Origin of the sequence: Kribbella sp. NBC_01505 (assembly GCF_045040285.1) — a bacterium.
GTDB lineage: Bacteria > Actinomycetota > Actinomycetes > Propionibacteriales > Kribbellaceae > Kribbella.
In genome coordinates, this window is sequence record NZ_CP109425.1 from 5,654,008 (window position 1) to 5,678,228 (window position 24,221).

The 24,221-nt window shown below is 67.6% G+C and carries 26 protein-coding genes; 16 read left to right on the forward strand and 10 right to left on the reverse strand.

Annotated features, from left to right (window positions below; genetic code table 11):
• Window positions 1-41: 41 nt before the first annotated feature.
• Window positions 42-1,037 (reverse strand): Gfo/Idh/MocA family protein, encoded by a 996-nt coding sequence (locus OG474_RS26715; protein ID WP_405056315.1) that lies wholly within the window; start codon window positions 1,035-1,037, stop codon window positions 42-44.
• Between the two features lie 258 nt (window positions 1,038-1,295).
• Here OG474_RS26715 and OG474_RS26720 point away from each other — a divergent pair, with 258 nt between their 5' ends.
• From OG474_RS26720 to OG474_RS26755, 8 genes are all read left to right on the forward strand, one after another.
• Window positions 1,296-2,039, forward strand: a complete 744-nt coding sequence (locus OG474_RS26720; RefSeq protein ID WP_405056316.1) for a GntR family transcriptional regulator — start codon at window positions 1,296-1,298, stop codon at window positions 2,037-2,039.
• A gap of 246 nt (window positions 2,040-2,285) precedes the next feature.
• Complete coding sequence (locus OG474_RS26725) at window positions 2,286-3,563, forward strand: CpaF family protein (RefSeq protein ID WP_405056317.1); 1,278 nt, start codon at window positions 2,286-2,288, stop codon at window positions 3,561-3,563.
• On the forward strand, window positions 3,563-4,423 hold the full coding sequence (locus tag OG474_RS26730; protein ID WP_405056318.1) for a type II secretion system F family protein: 861 nt from the start codon (window positions 3,563-3,565) through the stop codon (window positions 4,421-4,423). Before OG474_RS26725 ends, OG474_RS26730 begins: the two co-directional genes overlap by 1 nt.
• The gene (locus OG474_RS26735; RefSeq protein ID WP_405056319.1) at window positions 4,420-5,358 is read left to right on the forward strand and encodes a type II secretion system F family protein; all 939 of its coding nucleotides are present in this window, start codon (window positions 4,420-4,422) and stop codon (window positions 5,356-5,358) included. The genes OG474_RS26730 and OG474_RS26735 overlap by 4 nt, the downstream gene beginning before the upstream one ends.
• Window positions 5,359-5,371: 13 nt before the next feature.
• Entirely contained in the window at window positions 5,372-5,566 is a 195-nt protein-coding gene (locus tag OG474_RS26740) for a hypothetical protein (RefSeq protein WP_405056320.1), read from the forward strand.
• Entirely contained in the window at window positions 5,563-5,949 is a 387-nt protein-coding gene (locus tag OG474_RS26745; protein WP_405056321.1) for a TadE/TadG family type IV pilus assembly protein, read from the forward strand. The genes OG474_RS26740 and OG474_RS26745 overlap by 4 nt, the downstream gene beginning before the upstream one ends.
• Window positions 5,946-6,389 carry a TadE/TadG family type IV pilus assembly protein gene (locus OG474_RS26750; protein WP_405056322.1) on the forward strand — a complete coding sequence of 148 codons (444 nt, stop codon included), beginning with the start codon at window positions 5,946-5,948 and terminating at the stop codon, window positions 6,387-6,389. Before OG474_RS26745 ends, OG474_RS26750 begins: the two co-directional genes overlap by 4 nt.
• Window positions 6,386-6,811, forward strand: a complete 426-nt coding sequence (locus OG474_RS26755) for a pilus assembly protein TadG-related protein (RefSeq protein WP_405056323.1) — start codon at window positions 6,386-6,388, stop codon at window positions 6,809-6,811. The genes OG474_RS26750 and OG474_RS26755 overlap by 4 nt, the downstream gene beginning before the upstream one ends.
• Here OG474_RS26755 and OG474_RS26760 read toward each other — a convergent pair.
• Complete coding sequence (locus OG474_RS26760) at window positions 6,808-8,271, reverse strand: MFS transporter (protein ID WP_405056324.1); 1,464 nt, start codon at window positions 8,269-8,271, stop codon at window positions 6,808-6,810. The two genes, OG474_RS26755 and OG474_RS26760, sit on opposite strands and share 4 nt — an antisense overlap.
• Before the next feature lie 81 nt (window positions 8,272-8,352).
• On the opposite strand from OG474_RS26760, the gene OG474_RS26765 reads away from it, so the two are divergent.
• A complete protein-coding gene (locus OG474_RS26765) occupies window positions 8,353-9,147 on the forward strand; it encodes an SDR family NAD(P)-dependent oxidoreductase (RefSeq protein ID WP_405056325.1) in 795 nt (264 codons plus the stop codon).
• A gap of 3 nt (window positions 9,148-9,150) precedes the next feature.
• Here the strand turns inward: OG474_RS26765 and OG474_RS26770 are convergent, their stop codons facing one another.
• Complete coding sequence (locus OG474_RS26770; RefSeq protein WP_405056326.1) at window positions 9,151-9,711, reverse strand: dihydrofolate reductase family protein; 561 nt, start codon at window positions 9,709-9,711, stop codon at window positions 9,151-9,153.
• 130 nt (window positions 9,712-9,841) lie between these two features.
• Here OG474_RS26770 and OG474_RS26775 point away from each other — a divergent pair, with 130 nt between their 5' ends.
• Together OG474_RS26775 and OG474_RS26780 are read left to right on the forward strand one after the other, a co-directional pair.
• Window positions 9,842-11,275 (forward strand): hypothetical protein, encoded by a 1,434-nt coding sequence (locus tag OG474_RS26775; RefSeq protein WP_405056327.1) that lies wholly within the window; start codon window positions 9,842-9,844, stop codon window positions 11,273-11,275.
• A gap of 35 nt (window positions 11,276-11,310) precedes the next feature.
• A complete protein-coding gene (locus tag OG474_RS26780) occupies window positions 11,311-12,585 on the forward strand; it encodes a carbohydrate-binding protein (protein WP_405056328.1) in 1,275 nt (424 codons plus the stop codon).
• Here the strand turns inward: OG474_RS26780 and OG474_RS26785 are convergent.
• Window positions 12,582-13,385: an SDR family oxidoreductase gene (locus OG474_RS26785; protein ID WP_405056329.1), complete on the reverse strand. Its 804-nt coding sequence runs from the start codon at window positions 13,383-13,385 to the stop codon at window positions 12,582-12,584. The genes OG474_RS26780 and OG474_RS26785 overlap by 4 nt on opposite strands.
• 70 nt (window positions 13,386-13,455) lie before the next feature.
• Here OG474_RS26785 and OG474_RS26790 point away from each other — a divergent pair, with 70 nt between their 5' ends.
• The 3 genes from OG474_RS26790 to OG474_RS26800 are packed head-to-tail and all read left to right on the forward strand — an operon-like array spanning window position 13,456 to window position 15,996.
• Window positions 13,456-14,073: a TetR/AcrR family transcriptional regulator gene (locus tag OG474_RS26790; protein ID WP_405056330.1), complete on the forward strand. Its 618-nt coding sequence runs from the start codon at window positions 13,456-13,458 to the stop codon at window positions 14,071-14,073.
• A 35-nt stretch (window positions 14,074-14,108) separates the two neighbouring features.
• Entirely contained in the window at window positions 14,109-15,230 is a 1,122-nt protein-coding gene (gene prfB, locus OG474_RS26795; protein ID WP_405056331.1) for a peptide chain release factor 2, read from the forward strand.
• Window positions 15,214-15,996, forward strand: coding sequence for a pentapeptide repeat-containing protein (locus tag OG474_RS26800; protein WP_405056332.1), 783 nt, complete (start codon window positions 15,214-15,216; stop codon window positions 15,994-15,996). The genes prfB and OG474_RS26800 overlap by 17 nt, the downstream gene beginning before the upstream one ends.
• Before the next feature lie 269 nt (window positions 15,997-16,265).
• Here OG474_RS26800 and OG474_RS26805 read toward each other — a convergent pair whose 3' ends face one another.
• Window positions 16,266-17,696 (reverse strand): MFS transporter, encoded by a 1,431-nt coding sequence (locus OG474_RS26805; protein WP_405056333.1) that lies wholly within the window; start codon window positions 17,694-17,696, stop codon window positions 16,266-16,268.
• 102 nt (window positions 17,697-17,798) lie between these two features.
• On the opposite strand from OG474_RS26805, the gene OG474_RS26810 reads away from it, so the two are divergent.
• Window positions 17,799-18,728 (forward strand): helix-turn-helix transcriptional regulator, encoded by a 930-nt coding sequence (locus OG474_RS26810; protein ID WP_405056334.1) that lies wholly within the window; start codon window positions 17,799-17,801, stop codon window positions 18,726-18,728.
• 18 nt (window positions 18,729-18,746) lie between these two features.
• Here the strand turns inward: OG474_RS26810 and OG474_RS26815 are convergent, their stop codons facing one another.
• Window positions 18,747-19,790: a glycoside hydrolase family 5 protein gene (locus OG474_RS26815; protein WP_405056335.1), complete on the reverse strand. Its 1,044-nt coding sequence runs from the start codon at window positions 19,788-19,790 to the stop codon at window positions 18,747-18,749.
• A 131-nt stretch (window positions 19,791-19,921) separates the two neighbouring features.
• Complete coding sequence (locus OG474_RS26820) at window positions 19,922-20,830, reverse strand: LysR family transcriptional regulator (RefSeq protein ID WP_405056336.1); 909 nt, start codon at window positions 20,828-20,830, stop codon at window positions 19,922-19,924.
• Window positions 20,831-20,903: 73 nt separating this feature from the next.
• On the opposite strand from OG474_RS26820, the gene OG474_RS26825 reads away from it, so the two are divergent.
• Complete coding sequence (locus OG474_RS26825) at window positions 20,904-21,827, forward strand: EamA family transporter (RefSeq protein WP_405056337.1); 924 nt, start codon at window positions 20,904-20,906, stop codon at window positions 21,825-21,827.
• Here the strand turns inward: OG474_RS26825 and OG474_RS26830 are convergent.
• The 3 genes from OG474_RS26830 to OG474_RS26840 are packed head-to-tail and all read right to left on the reverse strand — an operon-like array spanning window position 21,742 to window position 24,133.
• Window positions 21,742-22,371: a flavin reductase family protein gene (locus tag OG474_RS26830; protein ID WP_405056338.1), complete on the reverse strand. Its 630-nt coding sequence runs from the start codon at window positions 22,369-22,371 to the stop codon at window positions 21,742-21,744. The genes OG474_RS26825 and OG474_RS26830 overlap by 86 nt on opposite strands.
• Window positions 22,372-22,409: 38 nt before the next feature.
• Window positions 22,410-23,126 (reverse strand): TIGR03943 family putative permease subunit, encoded by a 717-nt coding sequence (locus OG474_RS26835; protein WP_405056339.1) that lies wholly within the window; start codon window positions 23,124-23,126, stop codon window positions 22,410-22,412.
• Window positions 23,123-24,133, reverse strand: a complete 1,011-nt coding sequence (locus tag OG474_RS26840; protein ID WP_405056340.1) for a permease — start codon at window positions 24,131-24,133, stop codon at window positions 23,123-23,125. Before OG474_RS26840 ends, OG474_RS26835 begins: the two co-directional genes overlap by 4 nt.
• Window positions 24,134-24,221: the final 88 nt, after the last annotated feature.

The following is a 24,221-nucleotide window of genomic DNA, read 5'->3' on the forward strand; positions in this document are numbered from 1 at the left end:
GCGACGTCCCTGGCCGAAGCCGGTCAGGGACGTCGACCCAGTCAGAGCGAGGGACGCGGTGACAGGCCTGCGGCGACGTAGGCCTCGTCGATGAGTTGCATGGTGGCGACCGCGTCATCGGCGTCCGTCGGGAGTGGGGTGCCGTTGCGGAGGTGGGCGGTGAAGGCTTCGAGTTGGTAGGTGTACGACGACTTGCGGCCGAGGTGCTCGACCCAGTGGTCCTCTTTGGTGGTGACGATGACTCGGTCGTCGTCGTGGGGGAGGACGAAGCTCGGCGCGAAGGCTTCGCCGCGGGCGCCGATGAGTTTGATGCTGAAGTCGAGAGTCTCGGCGCCCATGCTGGTCCGGACCGCGCCGGTGGCGCCGTTCGGGAACTCCAAGTCCGCGTTCAGCCACTCGTCGACGCCGGGCACGCGCTTGCGCTCGCCGGCGCGGGCGCTGACCAGGCGGGGTGCGCCACCGGCCCAGGGGGCGATGGAGCGTTGGGCATGCAGGGCGTAGCAGCCGACGTCCATCAGCGCGCCACCAGCCAGCGCCAAGGACCAGCGCGGGTCGCCCTCTGCGGGCGGAGGCATCACCATGGTGGTCTCTACGTGCTGCAGCTCGCCCAGCTCACCCTTGGCGAGCAATTCGTGCAGCCGACGCGTCACCGGGTGGAAGAGGTAGTGGAAGCCTTCCATGACCACCACACCGCGCTCCGCGGCAGCGTCGCGCACCAACGCTGCCTCGGTTGCGTTGCTGGCCGAGGGTTTCTCCGTCAGGACGTGTTTGCCCGCGGCAATCGCTTTGAGGTTCCACGGGCCGTGCAGCGCGTTCGCCAGCGGGTTGTAGATCGCCTCGACCTCCGGGTCGGCGATCACGTCGTCGTACGACGCGAGCACGCGTTCGACCCCGTGTTCCGCAGCGAAGGCTTCGGCGCGATCCCGGTCCCGGGCAGCGACGGCGACCAGCCGGGCGCCGGTGAGCCGGGCCGGTTCGGCGATCGCGCGACCCGCGATCCGGGCCGCACCAAGGATCCCGATACGCAGCGGTTCCATACATCTCCTTCATCTCAGCCGTACAGCAGCCAGCGCAGCCCCCGAGTGGGCCGGCGGATGATCCGGAAGGCGACATCCTCGCCTACAGAAGCTCTGACAGATATCCCCGGACCGCCATCCGGACCCGACATCGGGCGCGTTCACTCTGCGTTCATGCTGCCGTGTGTCGTAGTAGTTGAACGCTGGGTAATCGGAAGGGATCTGATCAAATCACCGTGGTGGGTCGACTGATCAGGGTGGAACCCTCAGGATGTGCCCATGAGTACCGTGCAGGTCCAGGTTGATCGGAGCAGTCGAACGCCGTTGCATGTGCAGTTGGCACAGCAGCTCGAGGCAGCGATCCAGGGAGGAGAACTCCCGGTCGGGTCGCGGCTGAGCAACGAGGTGGACCTCGCGGAGGCGTACGGGCTGAGCCGGCCCACCGTGCGGCAGGCGATCGCGCGGCTGGTCGACCAGGGGTTGCTGGTCCGCAAGCGTGGCGTCGGGACGCAGGTGGTCGGCAACTCGGGCCAGGTGCGCCGTTCCCTCGAGCTCACCAGCCTGTACGACGACCTGGCCGCGGCACACCGTAAGCCGGAAACCGAGGTGCTGCGGCTCGGAATCGCGCCTGCCACCGCAGAGGTGGCGACTGCGCTGCAGTGCGAGGTGGGCGACCGTGTCCTGCGCCTGGAGCGCCTGCGCCGGGCGGACGGTGAGCCGCTCGCGCTGATGCGCAACTGGCTGCCGCCGGACCTGCTGGAGACCGACCCGACCACTCTGGCCGAGCGCGGTCTCTACCAACTGCTGCGAGCCGAGGGCGTGCGGCTGAAGGTCGCTCACCAGACCATCTCCGCCGTACCGGCGTCTCCCGAGCAGGCCCGTTTGCTCGCCGAGGAGCCCGGTCACCCGCTGCTGGCCACCACCCGGATCACGTACGACGACCACGGGCAGCCGGTCGAGTTCGGCTCCCACCTCTACCGGGCAAGCCGCTACTCCTTCGAGCACACCCTCATCCACCGCTGACGGGCGTGCAGTTGTCGGGGGTTTAGACAGGAAATGGTGGCCTTGAACAAGGCATAACTTGTTCAAGGCCACCGCAGACAGTGCGCACCCCCAGGATGTGGGCGGTCCGCTCCGCATTCCTGCGCCGGCGTGGGTCGGTCCTAGGAGCGAGTTATCCACAGGTGACTCCTTGTGACTGGCATTGACCCTCTGTGCTTGGGAGGATGGTCGCTCACAGCAACCAGTGAGTGACTCCGGGGGAGGGCCATGACAGCCGACCGTCTCTCCGTGCGGCGGTCGGGCTGGGACGACGCCGTCGAGCTCATCGATGCCCAGGTCCGCGACGTCGTCCGCCGCGAAGGCATCGACCCGCTCCGCGACCCGGCCGCGGTGGACGTGATCGTCGCGACCGTCGTCCGGGAGTACGACGAGCGCAGCCTGACCGGTGTGGTTCCGCCGATCGGCGACATCGAGGCGGTCAGCCGTGAGGTCCACGACCGGGTGGCCGGGTTCGGCCCGCTGCAGCGTTATCTGGATGACCCCTCGGTCGAGGAGATCTGGATCAACGAGCCGAGCCGGGTGTTCATCGCCCGCGAAGGCCGCCACGAGCTGACCACCACCGTCCTGACCGAGGAAGAGGTCAGCGACCTGGTCGAGCGGATGCTGAAGACCACCGGCCGCCGCGTCGACGTCTCGCAGCCGTTCACCGACGCCCGGCTGCCCGACGGCAGCCGCGTGCACATCGTCCTCGGTGGCATCACGCATCGCTACGCGGCAGTCAACATCAGGAAATTCACGGTCCGCGCAACCAGGCTGAGCGACCTGGTCCAGCTCGGCTCGCTGACGCCGCATGCCGCGGCCGTGCTGGACGCCGCGGTGGCTTGCGGACTCAACATCCTGGTCTCGGGCGGCACCCAGGCCGGCAAGACCACCTTGCTGAACGCACTGGCCGGGTCGATCCCAGGCAGCGAACGCGTGATCAGCTGTGAAGAGGTCTTCGAGATCAAGCTGCCGATTCCCGACTGGGTGTCGATGCAGACCAGGCAGGCGGGGCTGGAAGGCACCGGCGAGATCCGGCTGCGTGACCTGGTCAAGGAATCGCTGCGGATGAGACCGTCCCGCCTGATCGTCGGTGAAGTGAGAGGCGAGGAGTGCCTGGATCTCTTGCTGGCTTTGAACTCTGGCTTGCCAGGCATGTGCACGATCCATGCGAACTCGGCACGCGAAGCCCTGACCAAGATGTGCACGTTGCCACTGTTGGCCGGCGAGAACATCGGCTCCAGGTTTGTCTTGCCGACTGTCGCCGGGTGCGTTGATCTCGTCGTCCACCTCGGGATCGCCGCCGATGGACGACGTCGGGTGCGCGAGATCCTGGCGGTGAGCGGGCGGATCGAGGACCAGACGATCGAGACCGAGACGCTGTTCGGCACCGTGGGTGGACTGTTGCGGCGGGCCGAAGGGCAGCTGCCGCATCCCGAGCGGTTCACGCTCGCTGGGTACAACGTGTCCGGGCTGCTGACCGAGCTGCCGCGAGGTGGGTCCTGATGGGTCTCCTGCTGGGACTGTTCTTCGGGATCGGCCTGCTGCTGATCATCGCGACGTTCGTGGCGCCGGCCGAGCTCCGCGAGGCCCGGGACGGCCGCCTGGTGACGCGGAGCCGCGACCTGCTGGCGAGCGCCGGAGTCGAGGGCGTGACACCGGTGGCCTTCATCGGCGCCTGCCTGCTCACCGGCCTGATCGGGCTCGTGGTGATGTTCGCGGTCTCCGGTGCGTGGCCGGTGGGCGTGGTGTTCGGCGTGATGGCCGGCAGTGCACCGGTGGCTCTCGTGAAGAGCCGCGCCCGGAAACGGCTGGGTGAGTTCCGGGAGCTCTGGCCGGATGTCGTCGACAACATCGCATCCGCGGTGCGCGCTGGGTTGTCGCTGTCGGAGGCGCTGGCGCAGGTGGGTGAGCGTGGGCCGCTGCCGTTGCGCGAGCCGTTCCGGCGGTTCGGCGCCGAGTATGCCTCGACCGGCCGGTTCGCCGAGTCGCTCGACCGCTTGAAGGCCCGGCTCGCGGATCCGGTCGGGGATCGAGTCGTGGAGGCGTTGCGGATCGCGCGCGAGGTCGGCGGTGGTGACCTCGGTCGTCTGCTGCGATCCCTGTCGACGTTCCTGCGCGACGACGCCCGGACCAGGTCAGAGCTCGAATCGCGGCAGTCCTGGTCGATCAACGGCGCGCGGGTCGCGGTCGCGGCGCCGTGGCTGGTCCTGGCGATGCTGTCGTTCCAGGGCGACGTGATCCAGCGCTACAACTCGCCGGTGGGCGCGATCGTGATCGGCGCTGGTGCGGCGGTTTGTGTGCTGGCCTACCGGGTGATGTTGCGGATCGGTCGACTGCCCGAGCCCGAGCGGGTGCTGCGATGAGCCCGACGCTGCTGGGCGGGTTGCTCGGTGCGCTGTTCGGCACCGGTCTGATCATCGCCGTACGACGGATGCCGTTCCTGCGCAAACCAACGCCGGACGACCGGATCGCGCCGTACCTGCGGGATCTCGACGGGACCGAAGTGTTCCTCGGAGTCGCCGTGTCGAACTCGCCGTTCTCCGCGATCCTGCGGTTGTTCGGACCCTCGTTGCGGTCCGGAGCGCGACGGCTGGAGCGGATCCTCGGCGGTGCGAGCTCGATCCGGCGCAGGCTTTCCCGGGCTGGTCTGGAGCGGACAGTCGAGGAGTTCCGGATCGAGCAGTTGCTGTGGGGTACGGCGGCATTCGGCGCGGCGCTCGTCGGATCGCTCGTGGCGGTGGCGCTCGGCATCGGCAATCCGCTCGGGATGCTGGTCTTCTGCGCGGTGGTCGGCGTCGTCGGAGTGCTTGCCCGAGACACCTACCTCAGCACTCAGGTCCGCAACCGCGAGCGCAGATTGCTCGCAGAGCTGCCCACCGTGGCGGAGCTGCTGGCGTTGTCGGTCGCGGCCGGCGAAGGTCCGGCCGCTGCACTCGACCGGGTCGCCCGATCCTGCCGTGGTGATCTCGCGGACGAGCTCAAACAGGTGCTGGCCGAGACCCGAGCCGGTGCCACGCTCGTCCGCGCATTGGATGCCCTGGCGGATCGCACCGGCCTGATGGCGTTGTCCCGGTTCGCCGATGGGCTCGCGGTCGCGATTGAGCGCGGTACGCCGCTCGCCGACGTACTGCGGGCACAAGCCGCTGACATTCGTGAGGCCGGTCGCCGTGAACTGATCGAGTCCGGCGCTCGCCGCGAGGTCGCCATGATGGTGCCGGTCATCTTCCTGGTTCTGCCAACGACCATCATGTTCGCCTTTTTCCCAGGCGCTGTCGGAATCCGGCTGATCGCAGGATGAAACGAGGAGAAGCATGTCCCTACTGATGACGAGAATGTGCGCGGCATTGCTGATGCCGCGGCCGGCGGGCAAGGAACGCGGCGATGTGCCCGGCTGGGTGCTGATCACCGTGATGACGGCCGGTCTGGTCGTCCTGATCTGGGGTGTGGCCGGCGACCAGCTCAAGTCGATGCTCGAGAACGCATTGAAGTCTGTCTCCAACAAGTGAAGCGAGCGCGGAGCGACCGTGGATCCGCGGTCGTGGACTTCGTGCTGGTCGCGATGCTGGTGGTGCCGTTGTTCCTGGGCATCCTTCAGGTCGGCCTCTATCTGTACGTGCGCAACACAGTGACGGCCGCGGCCTCGGAGGGCGCCCACTACGCCGCCGTACTGAACAGGTCGCCGGCCGATGGCCAGGTGCGGACGCAGGAGCTGATCGGCGGCGTGGTGAACGCTCGGCTGGTCGACTCCGTCGAGGCGAGCGCGACCGACATCGAAGGCCAACCCGGGGTTGAGGTCGTCGTGCGGGCGCATCTGCCGGCGCTGGGCCTGTGGGGTCCGGCGGTCGACTTCAGCGTTGCCGGGCACGCGGTCAAGGAGACCGGCGAATGAAGCGGGACGAACGCGGCAGTGCGGTGGTCGAGTTCTCCTGGCTCGCCATCCTGCTGATGGTTCCGTTGCTCTACGTGCTGCTCGCGGTCTTCGACGTGCAGCGAGCCTCGTACGGCGCGACCGCGGCGACCCGTGCGGCCGGGCGCGCGTTCATCATCGTGCCGGTCGGATTGTCGGAGGACGAGGCCCGGGCCCGCGCGTTCGAGGCCGCTCGGTTGGCGATGAAGGACCAGGGAATGGAGCTGACCTCGGACCAGCTCGCGATCAGCTGCAACCCCGCCTGCCTGCAGCCCGGCTCGACCGTGACCGTCACGCTGAACACGAGGGTCCGGCTGCCCTTGATCCCTGATGCGATCGGCGGCGAACCGCCCGCGATTCAGCTCCGCTCCTCGCACACCGAGCCGTACGGCGACTACCGCGAGGCGAAGGGCGACGGATGAGAACCCGTGACGAGCAAGGCCAGATGACCGTTCTGATCATCGGCTTCACGTTCGTGATCCTGCTGATGATCGTGGTGGTGACCGACATCTCCAAGGTGTTCCTGGTCCGGCGGGATCTGGATGCGACCGCCGACGGCGCTGTCCTCGCCGCCGCCAACGGCCTGGCTGCGCTCCACACTCAGCCAGCCGCGGACGGCAACGCCGAGCTCGATCCCGACCACGCCCGCCGGCTGACCGCGGCGTACCTGGATGAGGTTGCCGCGAGCAACCGTTTCGCCGGGCTCGACTGGTCCGCCGATGTCGACGGTACGACGGTCACAGTGCAGCTCACGTCGTCCGTCGACCTGCCGTTCCAGCCGCCCGGTTTCCCGGGCGCGGCCGATATCGCCACCGAGGCGTCGGCCGTCGTACCGATTCGTTAAGCCTTCGCCCGGCGCGGGACGACGTACAGCACGACGATCACGGCCATCAGGACGACGCCGAAGGCACCCACCGCGCGGTAGCCGTCGACGAAGGCGGTCTGGACGTGGCCGAGCAGTACGCTGTCGGCCCGGCCGGCGGCCTCCTCGAAACCGTCCACCCAGGAGCCATCGGACACCGAAAGCCGCGCGCGGTAGACCACCGTGGCGAGGCTGCCCAGAATCACCAGCCCGGTGGCGATCCCGATCTCGTTGGCCGTCTGCGCCAACGACGCCGCCGAACCGGCCCGCTCCTGCGGTGCATGGGAAATGATGTCGTTCATCAGGAACGGGAACGCAGCCCCGATCCCCGCCGTGGTGAGAACGGAGCCGACGATCGCCAGTCCGATGCCGGCTCCGCCCACTGGCAGGAACGCGAAGGGTACGAACCCGGCGACCATGACCAGTAGCCCACCCAGTACGACGTGTTTGGGCGCGAACCGGTGGCCGAGCCAAGGACCGAGGTTCGAGGCGGCGATCATCGCGATCGTCGACGGGATCAGGCAGAAGGCGGCCTTCAGCGGCTCCAGGCCACGCACGGACTGCAGGTAGAACCCGGCGAAGATCGACGTACCGCCCATCAGAAGTGCCGTCAGGAACAGCACCCACATCGCGCGAGCCACGCCGGGCTGCTTCAGCAGCGACAGATCGACCAGCGGGTGCTCGAGCGTGTGCTGCCGCCGGACGAACACCACGCCGAGGACGAGGCCGATGACTGCCAGACCGACGGTTCTCCAGAGCTCAGCGCCGTTGACGGCCCACTTGAGGGCGGCGACCAGGCTGAGGATCGACACCAGGCACAGTGCGGCACTGCGCAGATCCAGCGGCGTACCAGGCTGGGCCTCTGATTCCGGCAGCAGCCGGGGCGCGGCCAGCACGGTCAGGACCATCACCGGTACGCCGAGCAGGAACACCGAGCCCCACCACCAGTACTGCAGCATCACGCCGCCGATGAGCGGAGCGACCGCCATCCCGCCGAGGAAGCAGGTCATGTAGGCGCCCATCGCGGAGATGCGCGCCTTCGGGTCCGGGAAGATCTGGCCGATCAGCGCCATCGAGGCCGGCATGATCGCGGCACCGGCGAGGCCCATCACCGCGCGGGTCGCGATGATCATCCACGGCGCGGTCGAGAACGCCGCGACCGCCGAGGCGATCGCGAAGACCGTGGCGCAGATGACGATCAGCCGGCGGCGGCCGATCCGGTCGCCGACCGCGCCCATCGTGATCATCGTGCCGCCGACCATGAACCCGTAGATGTCGTTCATCCACAGCAGCTCGGTCGGCGACGGCCGCAGGTCCGCGGACATCCGGGGCAGCGCGACGCCGAGCACGCTGATGTCGATCGCGATCAGCAGCGAGGGCAGGGCCAGCAGCGCCAGGGCGAGCCGTGGACTCCGCTGACGGGTGGTGGTGAGGGTCGTCATGGTGCTTCCTCTCGGGTGGTCTTCACCCATGCGTCGGATCAGCCTCCCGGTTTTTGACATCACCCTGGGCACTATTTGGGTATGCAGATCGATTTGAGCGGAAGACGAGCACTGGTTTCCGGGTCGAGTCAGGGAATCGGGCTCGCGATAGCGACTCAGCTCGCCCGGGCCGGAGCGGCCGTCGTGGTCAACGGCCGGACCGCGGACAAGACCGAAGCAGCGGCCAGTCAGGTGCGGAACGACGTACCGGGCGCTGAGGTGACCGCGGTGGCGGCGGATCTCGCGTCCGCCGAAGGTGCTGAGCAGATGCAGGCTGAGGTCCCGGAGCTGGACATCCTGGTCAACAACCTCGGGATCTTCGGTGCGAAGCCGGTGCTCGAGGTCGACGACGACGAGTGGCGGCGGTACTTCGAGGTGAATGTGCTGTCCGCGATCCGGCTGATCCGGATGTACCTGCCGGCGATGACCGAGCGCGGGTTCGGCAGAGTGCTGAACATCGCCAGCGACTCCGCGATCGTGACGCCGGTCGAGATGGTCCACTACGGCGTGACCAAGACGGCGCTGCTCGCGGTGACCCGCGGCTACGCGAAGGCGGCGGCGGGCACCGGCGTGACGGTGAACTCGGTGATCGCGGGCCCGACCCACACGCCGGGCGTCGAGGACTTCGTGCACGAACTGGTCGGCGATGACCAGGAGTGGGACGACGCGCAACGCCAGTTCATGCGCGAGCACCGCCCGTACTCACTGATCCAGCGGCTGATCGAGCCGCCGGAGATCGGCAACCTGGTCGTCTACCTCAGCTCCGACTTGGCCTCCGCGACCACCGGCGGCGCCGTCCGTGTCGACGGTGGTTACGTCGACTCGATCCTGCCCTAAGCCTTAGGCAGGCCGGTACTGCGAGACGACGACCTGCCCGTCGAGGGCCGCGGTCTGCACGAGCTGCAGGCCGCGGCGCTGGTCCGGGTGCGCGAACAGCGGCCGGCCGCCACCGAGCACCACGGGGTGCACGGCGATGTGGAACTCGTCGATGAGCCCGAGCTCGGCCAGCGCTCCAGCGAGGGCCGAGCCGCCGGTGAGCAGGAGGTCGCCGCCCGGTGCGGCCTTCAGCTTGCCGACCTCGGCCGCGAGGTCGCCGTTCACGACCTGACTCGTCCAGTCGTCACCCGCGTAGCTGCGGGAGAAGACGATCTTCGGCGTGGCCCGCCAGAACGGCGCGAACGCGGCGACGTGCGGGTCGTCCGTGATGGACTCGGCGTTCGGCCAGAATCCGACCATCATCTCCCAGACCGGCCGGCCGAACAGCAGCGTGTCGACGGTCTTGTCCAGGCCCTCTGAGTACGCCGACAGTTCCGGTCCCATCACCGGCCAGTCGAACTCGCCGTTCGGTCCGTCGATGAATCCGTCGATCGAGGCGTGGACCCAGTAGCTGATCTTGCGCATGAGCTGCTCCTTCGGTGTGCTGTCACCGACCAGTCGAAGGCACCCAGAGCTTCTTGACATCCGCATCAAGATTGTTCGGCTTCGACTTTGGTCGGATGGCAAGCGCGGTGCCTTTCCCTAGCCTGCGGGTATGACGACGACGGCCCTCGAGCCCCAGGTCGCCCAATGGGTACGCCGGGCGACCGTGCTCCTGTTCACGAACCTGATCGCGAGCGCGGCGTTCGCCGTACTGACCGTGGCGTTCATCCACAACGTGGTCGACTACCAGCTCGCCGCGGGCAGCTCGAAGACCGCTGAAGAGCTCCGGATCTCGATCTACATCCGGGCATTGATGGTGCTGGTGATCGCCGCGTTCTACGTCTTCCTGGCGCGGCGGATGAAGCGCGGCCGCCGCGGCGCCTACACCCGGGTGCGGACGCTCGCGATCGCCGGACTCGTTGCCGTCAGCTACTTGCTGCTGACCGGCGCCTATCCGCTGTGGCTGCGAAGTGTGCAGGTCGTGCAGTGGTTGTTGCTCGCGGCCCTGGTCGTCGTGACGAACCTTCGCTCGGTCCGGGCCGCGTTCCCCAAGCCGCCGAAGGCGCCGAAGGAGCCGGGCGCGGGGAAGGCTGCCTGGACGCTGGTCCTGCTCACACCGCTGGTCGCGGAGTTCGCGCTGGGGACAGTGCCGGTGCGGATGCTCTACCTGGTCCTCATGTACATCCCGATCTACGGCGCGGGCGCTCTGCTGATCAGGGAGCTGGCTAGGCGAGTCGGTGGTGGCTGGCCGACGATCGCGTTGCTGGGCGTCTGCTACGGCTTGCTGGAAGAGGGACTGGCGCTGCAGAGCCTGACGAGCCCACACCTGTACGGCGCCGCCGAGTGGGGACCGCGGTGGCTCGGGATCAACACGACGTACACGGAGCTCAACCTGCCGTACCACGTGGTGTTCAGCGTCGTGGTGCCGATCGCTCTGGTGGAGCTGATCTTCAAGAAGGTGGGTAAGCAGCCGTACCTCCGGCGAGGCGGGATGGTGCTCACCGGGTTCGTGACGGTGCTCGGCGCCGTACTGCTCCGGCTCGCGGTGCCGTTGTCCGAAGACCCGGGCTACCAGATGTCCGCGGCCGCGATCCTGACTGTGCTCGGGCTGATCGTGGTCTGCGGTGTGGTCGCGTTGCGAGTTCTTCCGAAGCAGCAGTTCACCGTACGGCGACCTGTCGCGCCGCCGGCGCCGATCGTGGTGGCTGCGGCGTGCGGGCTGGCGACCATAGCCTTCCTGGCCCTGCTGTTCTCGCTCGGCTCGGCCCGGCTGCCCAGCAACTGGGTGCTGGTGCCGATGGCGGTTGCGGCCGTGCTGGCTATCGCGGTCGTTCGGCAGCTCGTGCGCTGGAGTGCCGACGCGACCTGGACCGAACTGCATCGCGCGGCGGCCGTCGGCGGCGCACTGCTCGGTCATTCGGTCTTCGGTCTGCTGACGCGCGCGCACACGCTGCCCGATCAGCTGGTGATGGTCGCGGTGATCGCTGCGACCGTGGCGGGTTTCCGACATGTCGTGGCGATCCGGCGGGGTAGCGCCCTACGGTAAACGAAAGGTCGCTACATATTGAATGAGGAGTCGCCATGAAACGACGGGTCGGCGTTGTTCTTGCGAGTGCCATCGCAGCCGGGCTTCTCTTCGGATCCGCCGGATTGGTGGCGCAAGCCGGCCCCTCATTGATCCAAGCGGCCTGTACGGCGCCCGCCTGGGCTGAGGGCGTCGCGTACGCCGCGGGTGCCAAGGTCAGCTACCAGAACCGGACCTACCAGGCTCGCTCCGCGCACACCGCGCCGCCCGGCTCGGGCTGGAACCCGATCGCCGCCCCCTCGCTGTGGCTCGACCTCGCCGCCTGTGACAGCACGCCGCCGACCACGCCACCGACGACTCCGCCTCCTGGTAACGCAACTTGCGCGGTGAAGTCCCGCCCGGCCGGCAAGGTGCTGCACGGCTACTGGGAGAACTGGGACGGCTCCTCGAACGGCGTACACCCGCCGTTCGGCTGGACTCCGATCACCGACTCGCGGATCGGCCAGCACGGCTACAACGTGATCAACGCGGCCTTCCCGGTGATCCTGTCCGACGGCACGGTCAAGTGGGAGGACGGGATGGACGCGACCGTGAAGGTCGCCACCCCGGCCGAGATGTGCGCGGCGAAGGCGGCCGGCCAGACCATCCTGCTCTCGATCGGTGGCGCGACCGCCGGGATCGACCTCAGTTCGTCGACTGTCGCCGACCGGTTCGTGGCGACCGTCGTACCGATCCTCAAGCAGTACAACTTCGACGGCATCGACATCGACATCGAGACCGGCCTGACCGGGAGCGGCAACATCAACCAGCTCTCGGCCTCCCAGGCGAACCTGATCCGGATCATCGACGGCGTACAGGCGCAGATGCCGTCGAACTTCGGGCTGACGATGGCGCCGGAGACGGCGTACGTGACCGGTGGCAGTGTCACCTACGGCTCGATCTGGGGCTCGTACCTGCCCATCATCAAGAAGTACGCCGACAACGGCCGGCTGTGGTGGCTGAACATGCAGTACTACAACGGCAGCATGTACGGCTGCTCGGGCGACTCGTACTCCGCCGGCACAGTGCAGGGCTTCGTCGCGCAGACCACGTGTCTGAACAACGGTCTGGTCATCCAGGGCGTCACCATCCGGGTCCCGTACGACAAGCAGGTCCCCGGACTGCCCGCCCAGAGCGGCGCCGGTGGCGGCTACATGTCGCCGTCCCTGGTCTCCCAGTCGTGGAACAGCTTCAACGGCCAGCTCAAGGGCCTGATGACCTGGTCCATCAACTGGGACGGTTCGAAGAACTGGACCTTCGGCGACAACGTCAAATCCCTCCAAGGCCGTTAGGCGAAGAGCCCGGGGTGGTCGGCGAGCCAGGTGTTGAAGCTGCGGGCGGTGTGACCGGTCAGGAGCTCGACGCCCGGCTCGATCGGGTGCGGTGAGCCGACGCGCGAGGCCCAGTAGGCCAACAGGGTCTCGCGCTGACCTTCGTCACGCATCCCCATCTCGGCGCGGGCCTGGTCGGGAGTGAGGTCGACGGCCTCGATCGGTACGCCGGTGGCCTCGGTGATCAGGCCGATCTGATGCCGCCGGGTCATCGACTCGGGACCGGTGAGCGGATAGCCCCGGCCGTCGTGACCGTTGCCCGGTCCGTCGAGGAGCACCCGCAGTACGGCGTCCGCGATGTCCTGCTCGTGGATCGGCGCTTCCTCGGCGTCGAGGTACGGGATGCGGATCTGACCGGTCGCGCGGACCTGGAACGACCAGTACTTCGCGTTGCTCATGAAGGCGCCGGGCTGGATCCGCGTGGTCGCGTAGCCGCCGGAGGCGATGACCTGCTCGGTCCGCGCGTGCGGGTCGTCGGGGCCGCCGACCGCGGACAGCGAGGAGAGCAGGACGACCTGCTTCACCCCGGCGGCGTCGGCAGCGGCCACGAAGGCCGGTGCGGTCCGCGGGTCGGAGTACAGGAAGACCTGGCTGACGCCTTCGAGGGCGGCGGCCGGGTCGGTCGCGTCGTACGCGACGGCGGACGGGCCGAGCTCGCCGGGCTCGCGGCTGGCGATCCGGACGTCGTGACCCGCGGTGGTGAGGCCGGTGGAGACGGCGCGGGCGATCGCGCCGCGGCCGCCGGTGACGAGAATAGTCATTATATGAACTCCAAATATGTAGTGACTACAAGATTGGGTTCAGTAAATCAGGATGCTCTACGGTTGTCCAATGGAGCTCGGTCGCCGGGAACGCAAGAAGCAGCAGACGAAGGCCGCGATCTCGGAGGTCGCGACGATGCTGTTCCTCGAGCGCGGCTTCGACGCGGTCACCGTGGCCGAGGTGGCGCGCGCCGCGGATGTCGCCGTCCAGACGGTCTTCAATCACTTCCCGGCGAAGGAGGACCTGTTCTTCGACGAGGAGGGCTGGTGGCGCGGCCCGGCGCGGGCCGTGCGGGAGTCGGCCGGCGACCCGCTGGACGCGCTCGAGGCGCATTACCTGGCGTCGATCCGGGAGCGGCTCGCGGTCGGTCATCTGGCGACCTGGAAGCAGTTCGTCCGGACGATCGAGGCCAGCCCGGCGTTGCTCGCCCGCCGTCGGATGCAGACCGAAGAGTTGGTGCAGACGCTGGCGACTGCGCTCGACGAGCGGTCGGACGAGCGGGTGCGCAATCGGCTGCTCGCGGCCCAGTACGCCGCCGCCCAGAACCTGTTCGAGGAGGAGCTGCTGCGGATCCTGCCGGACGACGCGTCGGGCGATGAACTCGTTGAGGCGCAGCAGCAGTTGGAGCAGGTGGTCGCCGAGGTGTTCGCCATTCTCAGAAAAGGCATGGGCTCAGAAACGGTTTAACGGCGGCCAGGGGTTAGCGGGTACGCTGCACTGTTGTGGCTGGACTGGATTTTGATGCTGAGCTCAAGCAGCTCGACGCGACGCTGACCTCGATCGAGAAGGTGCTCGATCTCCCTGCCATGCGGGTGGAGATCGCCGAGCTCGGTGAGGCTGTCGCCGCGCCGGACCTGTGGGACGACCAGGCGAACGCGCAGAAGGTGACCTCGCGGCTGTCCAGCCTGCAGGCTGATGTGGAGCGCGTCACCGGGCTGCGGTCGCGCGTCGAGGATGTCGGTGTCCTGATCGAGCTCGCTCGTGAGGAGAACGACCCGGACAGCATCGCCGAGGCGGAGAAGGAGCTCAGCTCGGTCGCCAAGCTGATCCAGTCCCTCGAGATCCGCACGCTGCTCTCCGGTGAGTACGACGAGCGCGAGGCGCTCGTCACGATCCGCTCCGGCGCCGGTGGCGTCGACGCCGCGGACTTCGCCGAGATGCTGCAGCGGATGTACCTGCGCTGGGCCGAGCGGCACGGCTACCCGACCGAGGTCTACGACACGTCGTACGCCGAAGAGGCCGGGCTGAAGTCGACCACCTTCGCGGTCAAGGCGCCGTACGCGTACGGCACGCTGAGCGTGGAGTCCGGGACGCACCGGCTGGTCCGGATCTCGCCGTTCGACAACCAGGGCCGGCGGCAGACGTCGTTCGCGGCGGTCGAGGTCGTCCCGGTGCTCGAGCAGACCGACGAGATCGACGTACCGGAAGAAGAACTGCGGATCGACGTGTACCGGTCGTCCGGCCCGGGTGGTCAGAGCGTCAACACGACCGACTCCGCGGTCCGGATCACGCACATCCCGACCGGCACCGTGGTCTCCTGCCAGAACGAGAAGTCCCAGCTGCAGAACAAGGCCTCGGCGATGGTCATCCTGAAGGCCAAGCTGCTCGCGCTGAAGAAGGCCGAGGAGCGTGCCCACCTCGACTCGCTGCGTGGTGACGTCCAGGGTTCGTGGGGCGACCAGATGCGCTCCTACGTCCTGCACCCGTACCAGATGGTGAAGGACCTGCGGACGCAGTTCGAGTCCGGCAACACCTCGGGCGTCTTCGACGGTGAGATCGACGAGTTCGTCGAGGCCGGCGTCCGCTGGCGCCGTACCGGCCAGACGGTTGCCGACCAGAACTGAGCTGAAGGCCGACTGCAGCAGCTGCTTCGGCCTCTGCTGCGTCGCGCTGACGTTCAGCAAGTCGGCCGACTTCGCGATCGACAAGCCGGCCGGTGAGGCCTGCCGGAATCTCGACGACGCCTTCCGCTGCCGCATCCATACCGAGCTGCGCCCGAAAGGCTTCCAGGGCTGCACGGTCTACGACTGCTTCGGCGCCGGCCAGGAGATCTCCCGCCGCGCCGGCCAGAGCTGGCGCGAGCAACCCGGGGCCGACATGTTCGCCGCGCTGCCGATCCTCCGCCAGCTGCACGAACTCCTCTGGTACCTCACAGAAGCCCTGACCTACAAGGCCGCAGCAGGCCACCACGCAGACCTCCGTACGGCGCTCGCCCGCGTCGAGGAGGTCAGCCGCACCACGGACCTCGCCACCGTCGACGTACTGGCTGAGCGTGGGCCCGTCAACGAGCTCCTGCTCAAAACCAGCCAGCTCGTCCGCGGCAAACAACCCAAGTCGAAAGACCGCCGAGGCGCCGACCTCATGGGCAAACGCCTCCGCAACGCCGACCTCTCGAACGCGAACCTCCGCGGCGCCTACCTGATCGCCGCCGACCTCACCAACGCCAACCTCCGCACCGCCGACCTCATCGGCGCCGACCTCCGAGACACCAACCTCGCCGGCGCCGACCTGACCGGTGCCCTCTTCCTCACCCAATCCCAAGTAAACGCCGCCCAAGGTGACGGCCAGACAAAACTCCCCGCAGCCGTCACCCGTCCAGCCCACTGGTAGCCCCGCCCCACCTTTGTGAACGAACGCCATCCTTGGGAACCCACCAACCATTCCCCGCCCGAGAAAGTGGTTGGTGGCTTCTCAAAGTTCTCCCGGATGACTGGTAGATACCCAAAGAGCAGCCGCCCCACCTTTGTGCACGCAGCGCGTCTTTGGGCACGCGGGGCGTCTTTGTGCATCCATCAACCATGCGGAGCGCGTTGAAATGGTTGGTGGGTGCACAAAGTTCGCGGTCGTGCACAAAGAGCAGGCGGCCCACCTTTGGGCGGCTAGGCGGGGGAGCGGCGGAGTTGGTTGGTGATGGGGGCCATCAGGACGGCGATGGCGGCTAGACCGATGGCTACCGCGGCTAGGGAGGTGCCGAAGCCCCAGGTGGTGGCGGCCAGGGAGAGGAAGACGGTGCCTACGGTGGCGGCGCCTAGGGCTAGGCAGGTTTGCTGGCTGGTGAGGAGGATGCCGCTGCCGAGACCTGCTTGGGCTGGTGGGACCTGGCTGATCACTACGCCGATCAGGGGGATCATGACCAGGCCGCCGCCGACGCCGATCACCAGCATGGGCAGTGCGAGCTTCAGAACGGTTACGTCCGGCCAAAGGACCAGTGCGGCGACTGCTAGCAGCACGTAGCCCGCTGCGTTGACGATCCAGCCCCAGACGATCATGCCCACGCCGTACCGGCGTTGTAGTGCGGGTCCCCAGATGCAGGTGATCAGGAAGCCGATGGCCAGCGGCAGCAGGCTCAGACCGCCTTCCAGGGCAGACATGTGAGCGCCGGCCTGGGTAGCGAGGGCGAAGACGAACATGAAGCCGCCGAAGCTGGTGAAGAACCCGACGGCCATCGCCAGACCGATCCGCATCGCACGGTGTCGCAGTACCGACGGTGGAATGAGCGGAGCGTGCCCAGACTGCTCAGCCCGGTGCTGGTGCCGGGCCAACACCGCAACAGCCGGTACGACGGCGCCCAGGCTCAGCCATGTCCAGAGTGGCCAGTGGAGCGCGCGGCCCTCGGTGAGGGGGAGCAGGAGGAGCACCAGGGTGAGTGCGAGCAGTGCTGCGCCGACAAGGTCGACTCGCTGCGCCACTTCGGCCTTGGTGTCGGGGACAGTCACCGCAATAGCGATCAGCGCGATCACTGCGCCGAGTGCGAGCACCACGAACACCGACCGCCAGCCGAGTCCGAACGGGTTGGCGTCGGTGAGGACGCCGCCGAGGATCTGACCGAGTGCGGCGGAGATGCCGTTCGCAACACCGAACAGCGCCATCCCGCGAGCGCGGTGCTCACCGGTCATCAGGCTGGTGATCGACGCCAGCACCTGCGGTGTGACGGCGGCGGCCGACGCGCCCTGGATGACGCGGGCGAGCAGCAGCACCGAAACAGACGGTGCGATCGCGCAGACCAGCGATGCGACGGCGAACCCGGCGAGGCCGATCAGCAGCATGCGGCGGCGGCCGAAGCCGTCGCCGAGCCGGCCGCCGACCACGAGCAGAGTCGCGGCCGCGATGCCGTAGGCGCCGACCACAAGCTGGAGCGAGCCGGCGCTCGCGTGCAGGTCGGCGCCGATCGCGGGCAGCGAGACGTTGACCATGAAGAACGAGAGCATCGGAAGTAGTGAGCCGAGGAGAAGTGCGGTGAGGGCCACCGGGGCCAGCGCGGACGCTGGCGGCCTTGCGACGGCCGGGGTGGCGGTGAGCTGGTCAGTCATGAGTACCAGGCTGCGCCGATCTGGATCATGGTGGTGAGAGCCTGGTTATCCTATTACTGACAGCACCTGGCACCAGGTTGTCTCCCGATGCACCATGGGACCATGGCCAACGCTGCAGACAGCCAGGACGCCCGTCGGAAAGAGCTGGGACTCTTCCTGCGCACCCGGCGCGAGCGGATCCAGCCCGAAGAAGTCGGGTTCGCTCCGGGACTACGCCGCCGTACGCCGGGACTGCGGCGCGAGGAGGTCGCTCTGCTGGCTGGGGTCGGAGTGACCTGGTACACCTGGCTCGAGCAGGGCCGCGACATCAACGTGTCCGCGCAGGTGCTGGAGGCGATCGCCGGGACGCTGCGGATGGAGCGGCTGGAGACCAACCACCTGTTCACGCTGGCCGGTCTGCGGGTCGGTCCGGTGCAGGCGGAGTGCACTCTGCTGCCGGTGTCGGTCCAGAAGACGCTCGACGCGGTCTCGCCGTACCCGGCGATCGTGATGAACGAGCGGTGGGACATCATCGCGTTCAACGAGGCCTATTGCCGAGTGGTGCTGGACCTTCGGGAGATTCCGCTCGGGGAGCGCAACATGCTCTGGCTGAACTTCGTCTCCGACCAATGGCACTGCCACTTCGTCGACGGGGAGACGATCCGGCTGCACATGGTCGCCGCCTATCGCGCGGCGATGGCGAACCACCTGACCGAGCCCGCCTGGCAGGAGCTGACGCAGGGGCTGCTCGCCCGGTCGCCGGAGTTCGCGACGTACTGGGAGCGGTACGACGTCGCGGCGCCGAGCACACGCGTCAAGCTGGTCGACCATCCCGAGGCCGGCATGCTGCGGGTGGAACCGGCGCTCCTGTGGCTCACGCAGGGCGGGCAGTTCCGGGTGAACGTGTACACCGCGGCCGACGACGACACCGAGGCCAAGTTCCGGATGCTGGTCGATGAGCCCGAGATCCCCGCCGGCCGCGGGGCGGTGCGGCCGGCGGGCGGTGCTCGCGTGCGCCCGGGACAGAGCGCACGCGAGCAGGTGTTCAGCTGAGCGGTGGTGCCGGGGTGCTCAGAGGTTCCGGTCGATGATGCGGGCGCGGATCCAGACGCCGGCTTCCTTCAGCTTCGACGTACCGGTGAAGCTGTTGCCGGCGCAGGTGCCCTCCTTGAAGACGGCGCCGCTGCGCTCGTCGTCGGAGAAGTTCCAGTTGGTCCACCCGATCTGCTTGCTCTTCAGGAAGTCCAGGTACTTCTTCGACCAGGTGAAGTCGTTGGCGCCTTCGCCCTCGTAGTTCTGGGTGCCGAACTCGGTGACGAACAGCGGAATCTTCGTCGACGCCCGGGAGAGCGCGTCGAAGTACTCCTGCTTGTGCGAGGCCGCGTAGAAGTGGAACGTGTACATGATGTTCGTGGCGTTGATCTTGTTGTTCACGACATCCGACTCGTCGCTCTCCTCGGAGACTCCGAGCGACGACCAGCCCTTGGTGCCGACGAAGACGACGCCGTCGGGGTCGTTGGCCCGGATGGTCGGGATGACCTTCTCCGCGTACGACTTGATCGAGGCCCAGCTGACGCCGTTCGGCTCGTTGGCGATGTCGTAGATGATGTTGTTCTTGTCCTTGTGCCGGCTCGCGATCTCCGCGAAGAAGGTTTTGGCCTTCTCGGTGTAGATGTTCGGGTCGCCGGGGTCGAGCTGGTGCCAGTCGACCAGCACATACATGCCGCGCTTGGTGGCCTCTTCGATGTAGCCGTGCACCATGTCGGTGAACTTGCGCGGGTTGGTCTCGTAGCCCTGTTCCTTCTTGGCGACGTACATCGAGACCCGAAGGATGTCGGCCTTCCAGTCGGTCGCCAGGGCGTCGAGCGAGGCCTTCTTGACGCAGCTCGCGTACCACTGGATGCCGTGCGTGCTCATGCCACGCAGCTGGACCGGCTGGTTGTTCTGGTTGCAGAGCTTCAGGCCGCAGACATGGAGCTGGCCGTTCCGCGATACTGGGGTATCGGCAGCCAATGACACATTGGGCGCCGATGCAATTGGTTCTGCCGCAGTTGCCGGGAGGTTGGGGAGCAGGGTGGCGGCGGCGAGCAGTACGCCGGCCGTCAGGGAACGCATCATTGACTGCCTCCTATGACATGGGGGCGGGGAGGTAGTTGCGACTATTAGGAAAGTTTCCTGATAGTTGGCAGGAACCTAATATTGGCGCTGAGCGTTGTCAACGGGTCGCGCAAAGTGATCAGCTTCGATCAGGCCGTAGTGCGTTCCGGCCAGGCCCGCTTGAGCGCTGAGAGCGTGACCACGAGCGCCGGACGGCGCGAGGTGACGGTCCGCCAGACGGCATAGACGCGTCGGCTCGGCACCGGATGCAGCGGTACGGCGACGACGCCGTCCGGCACCGGACCCCTGCCCAGGCGGGGAAGCAGGCCGATCCCGATGCCACGGGCAAGCATCGCCAACTGCGTCTGGTACTCAGCCACTGAATAGGCGACATCGGGCTCGACCCCGGCCCGGCGCATCGTCCGGACCAGCCACTCGTGGCAGATCGAACCCGGGATCTGGCAGATCCAGCGCTCGCCGAGCAGGTCCTCGGCATTGACGAACTCCTTACCTGCCAGGCGATGGGACCCCGGCACCAGGACGTCGGCCGGATCGGACCCGAGCTTCACCCGGGACAATCCCTCAGGCAGGGCGAGCGGAGTGTTGTGCCAGTCGTGCACGACCGCGAGCTGGGCGTCACCGCGGTTGACCGAGGCAACGGCCTCGACCGGGTCGATCTCACTCACCCGGACATCGAGCTCCGGGTGCTCGACGATCAGCTGGCTCAGGGCCGCCGGCAACAAACCGCGGGCGGCGGTCGGGAAGGCGGCGATCCGGAGCGTCCCGATCGCCTGGCCGCGCTGCTCTTCCAGCGTGAGCTCGGCATCCTCGACCAGCTCCAGGATCCGGGCCGCGGTGGCTGCCAATTGGTGCGCGGCATCGGTCAGGACGATTCCACGGCCCTGACGCTCGATCAGCGTGGTCCGGGTTTCGCGTTCGAGTTTGGCGAGCTGCTGCGACACCGCACTCGGCGTGTACCCGAGCGCCTCGGCTGCCCGATTGACCGATCCGTACTGCGCGACGGCGTACAGGGCACGGAGGCGGCCGAGATCGATCATGTAGCGCTCCTACAATGATGGCGGTAGCAATCGGTGCTGGTCCTTAAGTCTAATCCGGACCCAGACTGACTGCATGAAACCTCGTGACCTGTTCCTGGCGCTCGCCGTCGTCGTCGCCTGGGGCGTGAACTTCGTGGTGATCGAAGTCGGCCTCGAGGATTTCCCGCCACTGTTCTTCTCGGCGTTGCGATTCTTTTTCGCCGCCGTTCCGGCAATCTTCTTTCTCGGCCGGCCGCGGGTCGCGTGGCGTTATGTGATCGGCGTCGGACTCGCGCTCGGCGTCGCGAAGTTCGGGCTGTTGTTCATCGCGATGGATCGCGGAGTTCCGGCCGGGCTGGCCTCGCTGGTTCTGCAATGCCAGGTGATCTTCACAGTCCTGTTCGCGATCACGGTGCTGCGGGAGCGACCGCGGCCGGCTCAGCTCGCCGGAATCGCGATCGCCTGCGGCGGGATGCTGCTGATCATGCTCGATCACGGCTTGTCAGCGCCGCTCGGTGCACTCGCGCTGGTGATCCTCGCCGGCGCGTGCTGGAGCGTCTCCAACACCATCACCCGCTACGCGAAGCCGCCGGACACGTTGCGATTCATGGTCTGGGTCAGCGCGGTCGCCGTCGTACCGCTGACGCTCTTGTCCCTGCTCACCGAGGGATCGCGCGCCGACCTCGCTGCGCTCCGGGGCATCGAGCTCACCGGGGTCGGCGCCCTCGCCTACCTGGCCGTCGTGGCCACGCTGTTCGGCTTCGGCGTCTGGGGCTACCTACTACGCCAGTACGACGCCAGCACCGTGGCGCCGTTCTCGCTCCTGGTGCCGATCGTCGGGATGGCCGCGGCCTGGTTGCTGCGTGGTGAGGTGGTAGGCACCCAGCAGGCCATCGCCGCCGTACTGGTCATCGGCGGGATGGCGTGCACTGTCATCCGACGTTCAGCTGCGGCATCTCCCAGCCCCGAGCCAGTGACGACTCGTACGCCGGAGCTCCACCAGCGAAGTATTCGGTGAACTTCATGATGAGTGGGTCCCAGCGGAGCGGGTCGATGTAGCGGTCGTTGCTCATCAGCAACTCCTCCTCGACCTGCACCTGCTCGACCTTCATCGCCAGCCCGCAGAGATGTGCCTCCGAAGCGCCGATCTGGTGGATGGCCTCGACCCGGCCCTCCATGGTGATCGGGCTCTCCGCCACCAGGTCCAGTCCGGTCAGGGCGCCCGTCGTACGGGAGAGTCCGGCGGCGGCGAACTTGTCCGGTTCGAAGCGGTACCCTCGGGCGCGCTTCGAGTCCGACATCTCCTCCGAGCCGGTGAGCAGGGCGATCCGGTCGAGGGCGGCAACCATCGCTGGGTCGACCAGGTTGAGGGCGATCTCGGGCCGGTCGACCAGGTTCTTGACGGTCTGCGCGCTCGTGCCCATCCCGAGCATCGCGTGGTAACCGAGCCACCAGGCGGAAGACATCGGGGCGAGGTTGGTGGAGCCGTCCGGATTCCGCGTGCTGATCAGGACGACCGGCGTACCGAAGTAGAGGACCTTGGGCTCGACTGTGCGTTTCATGCCCGTGGAACGCTGGGCAGGGCGAATGTGTGAGGGCGCTACTCGTACGGGTTAGCGGGGGCGGTGACCGACTTGACCGACTCGACCGTGAGGGCGGCGACGTCGCCGTCGACGCGCTTGCTCGGCTCGGCCCACTCACCGGTGACCGTGACCCACTGGTTCTTCGGCGGCGCGGCCTGGCCGCGCGCCTCGACCATGAAGGCGGTCGCGTCGGCGACGCAGCAGGTCAGGCCCATCCGGGTCACGTACCAGCTGCCGTTCTTGGCAGGCGTCACGAAGCCGGTGAGGCTGAAGGCGCGACCCTTCATGCTCTCCTTCTCCCACACCGCCCAGACCGCGTAGTCGCGCACGGCGAGGTCGACCGGACCACCTTGCGGGTTGTCGGCCAGCCAGGAGTTGCTCTTCGGCTGGATCGGTTTCGAGGCCACCGGTGACTGACGTTGAGCGGCGGCCGCGCCGAGTGCGGGCGGGTCGACGACGAGGAGGGCGAAGATCGGGATCAGCAGCAGCCAGGCCGCCCTCGGCAAGCCGTGATGGCCGTGGCCGTCATCAGCATGGTCGTGCTCGCCCTCGTCCTTCTTCTTGGTGTCGGAGAGTACGTCGGCCACCGCGAGGACGATCAGGATCACGCCGGCCGCGAGCAGCATCCAGCGCATGCCGGGCTTCACGTACCGCAGGTAGGTGTTCGACACCGCGAGCTGGACCACCGCGGCCCCGACGAAAACGATCACGAGTCCGGCCACATTGCGCTTCACAGCAACCACCACCCCACGACGAGACTGGCTAGGACGGCGACCACGAACGTGGCCGGCGCGAACCGGACGGCGAACTTCGGACCGAACGTTCCGGCCTGCAGAGCGATCAGCTTCACGTCCACGATCGGGCCGACCACCATGAACGCCAGCCGCGCGGTCAGCGAGAACTGCGTCAGGCTGGCCGCGACGAACGCGTCCGCCTCCGAACAGATCGCCAGCAGTACGGCGAGGAGTCCGAGCACGAGCACCGACAGCAGCAGGTTGCTGGCCACGTGATCGAGCCAGGCGCGCGGGACGACGACGTTCAGCGTGGCGGCCGCCGCGGCGCCGACGACCAGGAAGCCGCCGGCGTGCAGGAAGTCGTGCAGCATCGACGAACGGAACACCTCGAGCTTGGGAGTGCCCTCGGCGTGCCGGTTCTTCGGCATCTTCAGCCAGGTGCTGCCCTTGCCGGTCAGCAACCACAGCCAGCCGAGGATCATCGAGACCGCGAGCGAGGTGACCGCGCGGGCGATCACCACCTTGGGCTGACCGGGGAACGCGACCGCGGTCGAGGCGAGCACGACCGGGTTGATCGCGGGCGCCGACAACAGGAACGCGATCGCCGCGGCCGGGGTGACACCGCGAGCCATCAACGCGGCCGACACCGGCACCGAGGCGCACTCACAGCCCGGCAGGATGACGCCGGAGGCGCTCGCGACCGGTACGGCGAGGGCGGGGTGCTTGGGCAGTGCCTTCGCGAAGAACGACGCCGGGACGAACGCGGTCAGCGCCGCCGACAGCAGCACGCCGAGCACCAGGAACGGCAGCGCCTGCACGGTCACCCCGACGAACATGGTGGCCCAGGTGCGGACACCTTCGTCGGTGAAGACACCGGCGAAGATCCGGCGCCCGAACAGCGCCAGACCCACCAGCAGGATCAGCGTCGCGGTGAACGCGATCGACGATCCGGCCGGTTCTTTCGGCGGCTTCTCGGCCTTTTCGGCGACGTCGGCGGGGGCGCTCATGGGCGGAATCCTGACACAACGGAACGCGTTCGAACGAGGACTCACTGCACCTGAAAAATGAAAATCAGCGTCATTACGCCAAATAGTC

Excerpts from the sequence above, each read along its gene's own strand:
- OG474_RS26825 (WP_405056337.1), top strand. The coding sequence starts at position 20,904 with ATGAAACCTCGTGACCTGTTCCTGGCGCTCGCCGTCGTCGTCGCCTGG.
- OG474_RS26775 (WP_405056327.1), top strand. The coding sequence starts at position 9,842 with ATGACGACGACGGCCCTCGAGCCCCAGGTCGCCCAATGGGTACGCCGG.
- OG474_RS26840 (WP_405056340.1), bottom strand. The coding sequence starts at position 24,133 with ATGAGCGCCCCCGCCGACGTCGCCGAAAAGGCCGAGAAGCCGCCGAAA.
- OG474_RS26760 (WP_405056324.1), bottom strand. The coding sequence starts at position 8,271 with ATGACGACCCTCACCACCACCCGTCAGCGGAGTCCACGGCTCGCCCTG.
- OG474_RS26810 (WP_405056334.1), top strand. The coding sequence starts at position 17,799 with ATGGCCAACGCTGCAGACAGCCAGGACGCCCGTCGGAAAGAGCTGGGA.
- OG474_RS26755 (WP_405056323.1), top strand. The coding sequence starts at position 6,386 with ATGAGAACCCGTGACGAGCAAGGCCAGATGACCGTTCTGATCATCGGC.
- OG474_RS26820 (WP_405056336.1), bottom strand. The coding sequence starts at position 20,830 with ATGATCGATCTCGGCCGCCTCCGTGCCCTGTACGCCGTCGCGCAGTAC.
- OG474_RS26830 (WP_405056338.1), bottom strand. The coding sequence starts at position 22,371 with ATGAAACGCACAGTCGAGCCCAAGGTCCTCTACTTCGGTACGCCGGTC.
- OG474_RS26750 (WP_405056322.1), top strand. The coding sequence starts at position 5,946 with ATGAAGCGGGACGAACGCGGCAGTGCGGTGGTCGAGTTCTCCTGGCTC.
- OG474_RS26770 (WP_405056326.1), bottom strand. The coding sequence starts at position 9,711 with ATGCGCAAGATCAGCTACTGGGTCCACGCCTCGATCGACGGATTCATC.
- OG474_RS26720 (WP_405056316.1), top strand. The coding sequence starts at position 1,296 with ATGAGTACCGTGCAGGTCCAGGTTGATCGGAGCAGTCGAACGCCGTTG.
- OG474_RS26715 (WP_405056315.1), bottom strand. The coding sequence starts at position 1,037 with ATGGAACCGCTGCGTATCGGGATCCTTGGTGCGGCCCGGATCGCGGGT.
- OG474_RS26805 (WP_405056333.1), bottom strand. The coding sequence starts at position 17,696 with ATGACTGACCAGCTCACCGCCACCCCGGCCGTCGCAAGGCCGCCAGCG.
- OG474_RS26735 (WP_405056319.1), top strand. The coding sequence starts at position 4,420 with ATGAGCCCGACGCTGCTGGGCGGGTTGCTCGGTGCGCTGTTCGGCACC.
- OG474_RS26740 (WP_405056320.1), top strand. The coding sequence starts at position 5,372 with ATGTCCCTACTGATGACGAGAATGTGCGCGGCATTGCTGATGCCGCGG.
- OG474_RS26785 (WP_405056329.1), bottom strand. The coding sequence starts at position 13,385 with ATGACTATTCTCGTCACCGGCGGCCGCGGCGCGATCGCCCGCGCCGTC.
- OG474_RS26815 (WP_405056335.1), bottom strand. The coding sequence starts at position 19,790 with ATGCGTTCCCTGACGGCCGGCGTACTGCTCGCCGCCGCCACCCTGCTC.
- OG474_RS26790 (WP_405056330.1), top strand. The coding sequence starts at position 13,456 with ATGGAGCTCGGTCGCCGGGAACGCAAGAAGCAGCAGACGAAGGCCGCG.
- OG474_RS26765 (WP_405056325.1), top strand. The coding sequence starts at position 8,353 with ATGCAGATCGATTTGAGCGGAAGACGAGCACTGGTTTCCGGGTCGAGT.
- OG474_RS26725 (WP_405056317.1), top strand. The coding sequence starts at position 2,286 with ATGACAGCCGACCGTCTCTCCGTGCGGCGGTCGGGCTGGGACGACGCC.
- OG474_RS26730 (WP_405056318.1), top strand. The coding sequence starts at position 3,563 with ATGGGTCTCCTGCTGGGACTGTTCTTCGGGATCGGCCTGCTGCTGATC.
- OG474_RS26780 (WP_405056328.1), top strand. The coding sequence starts at position 11,311 with ATGAAACGACGGGTCGGCGTTGTTCTTGCGAGTGCCATCGCAGCCGGG.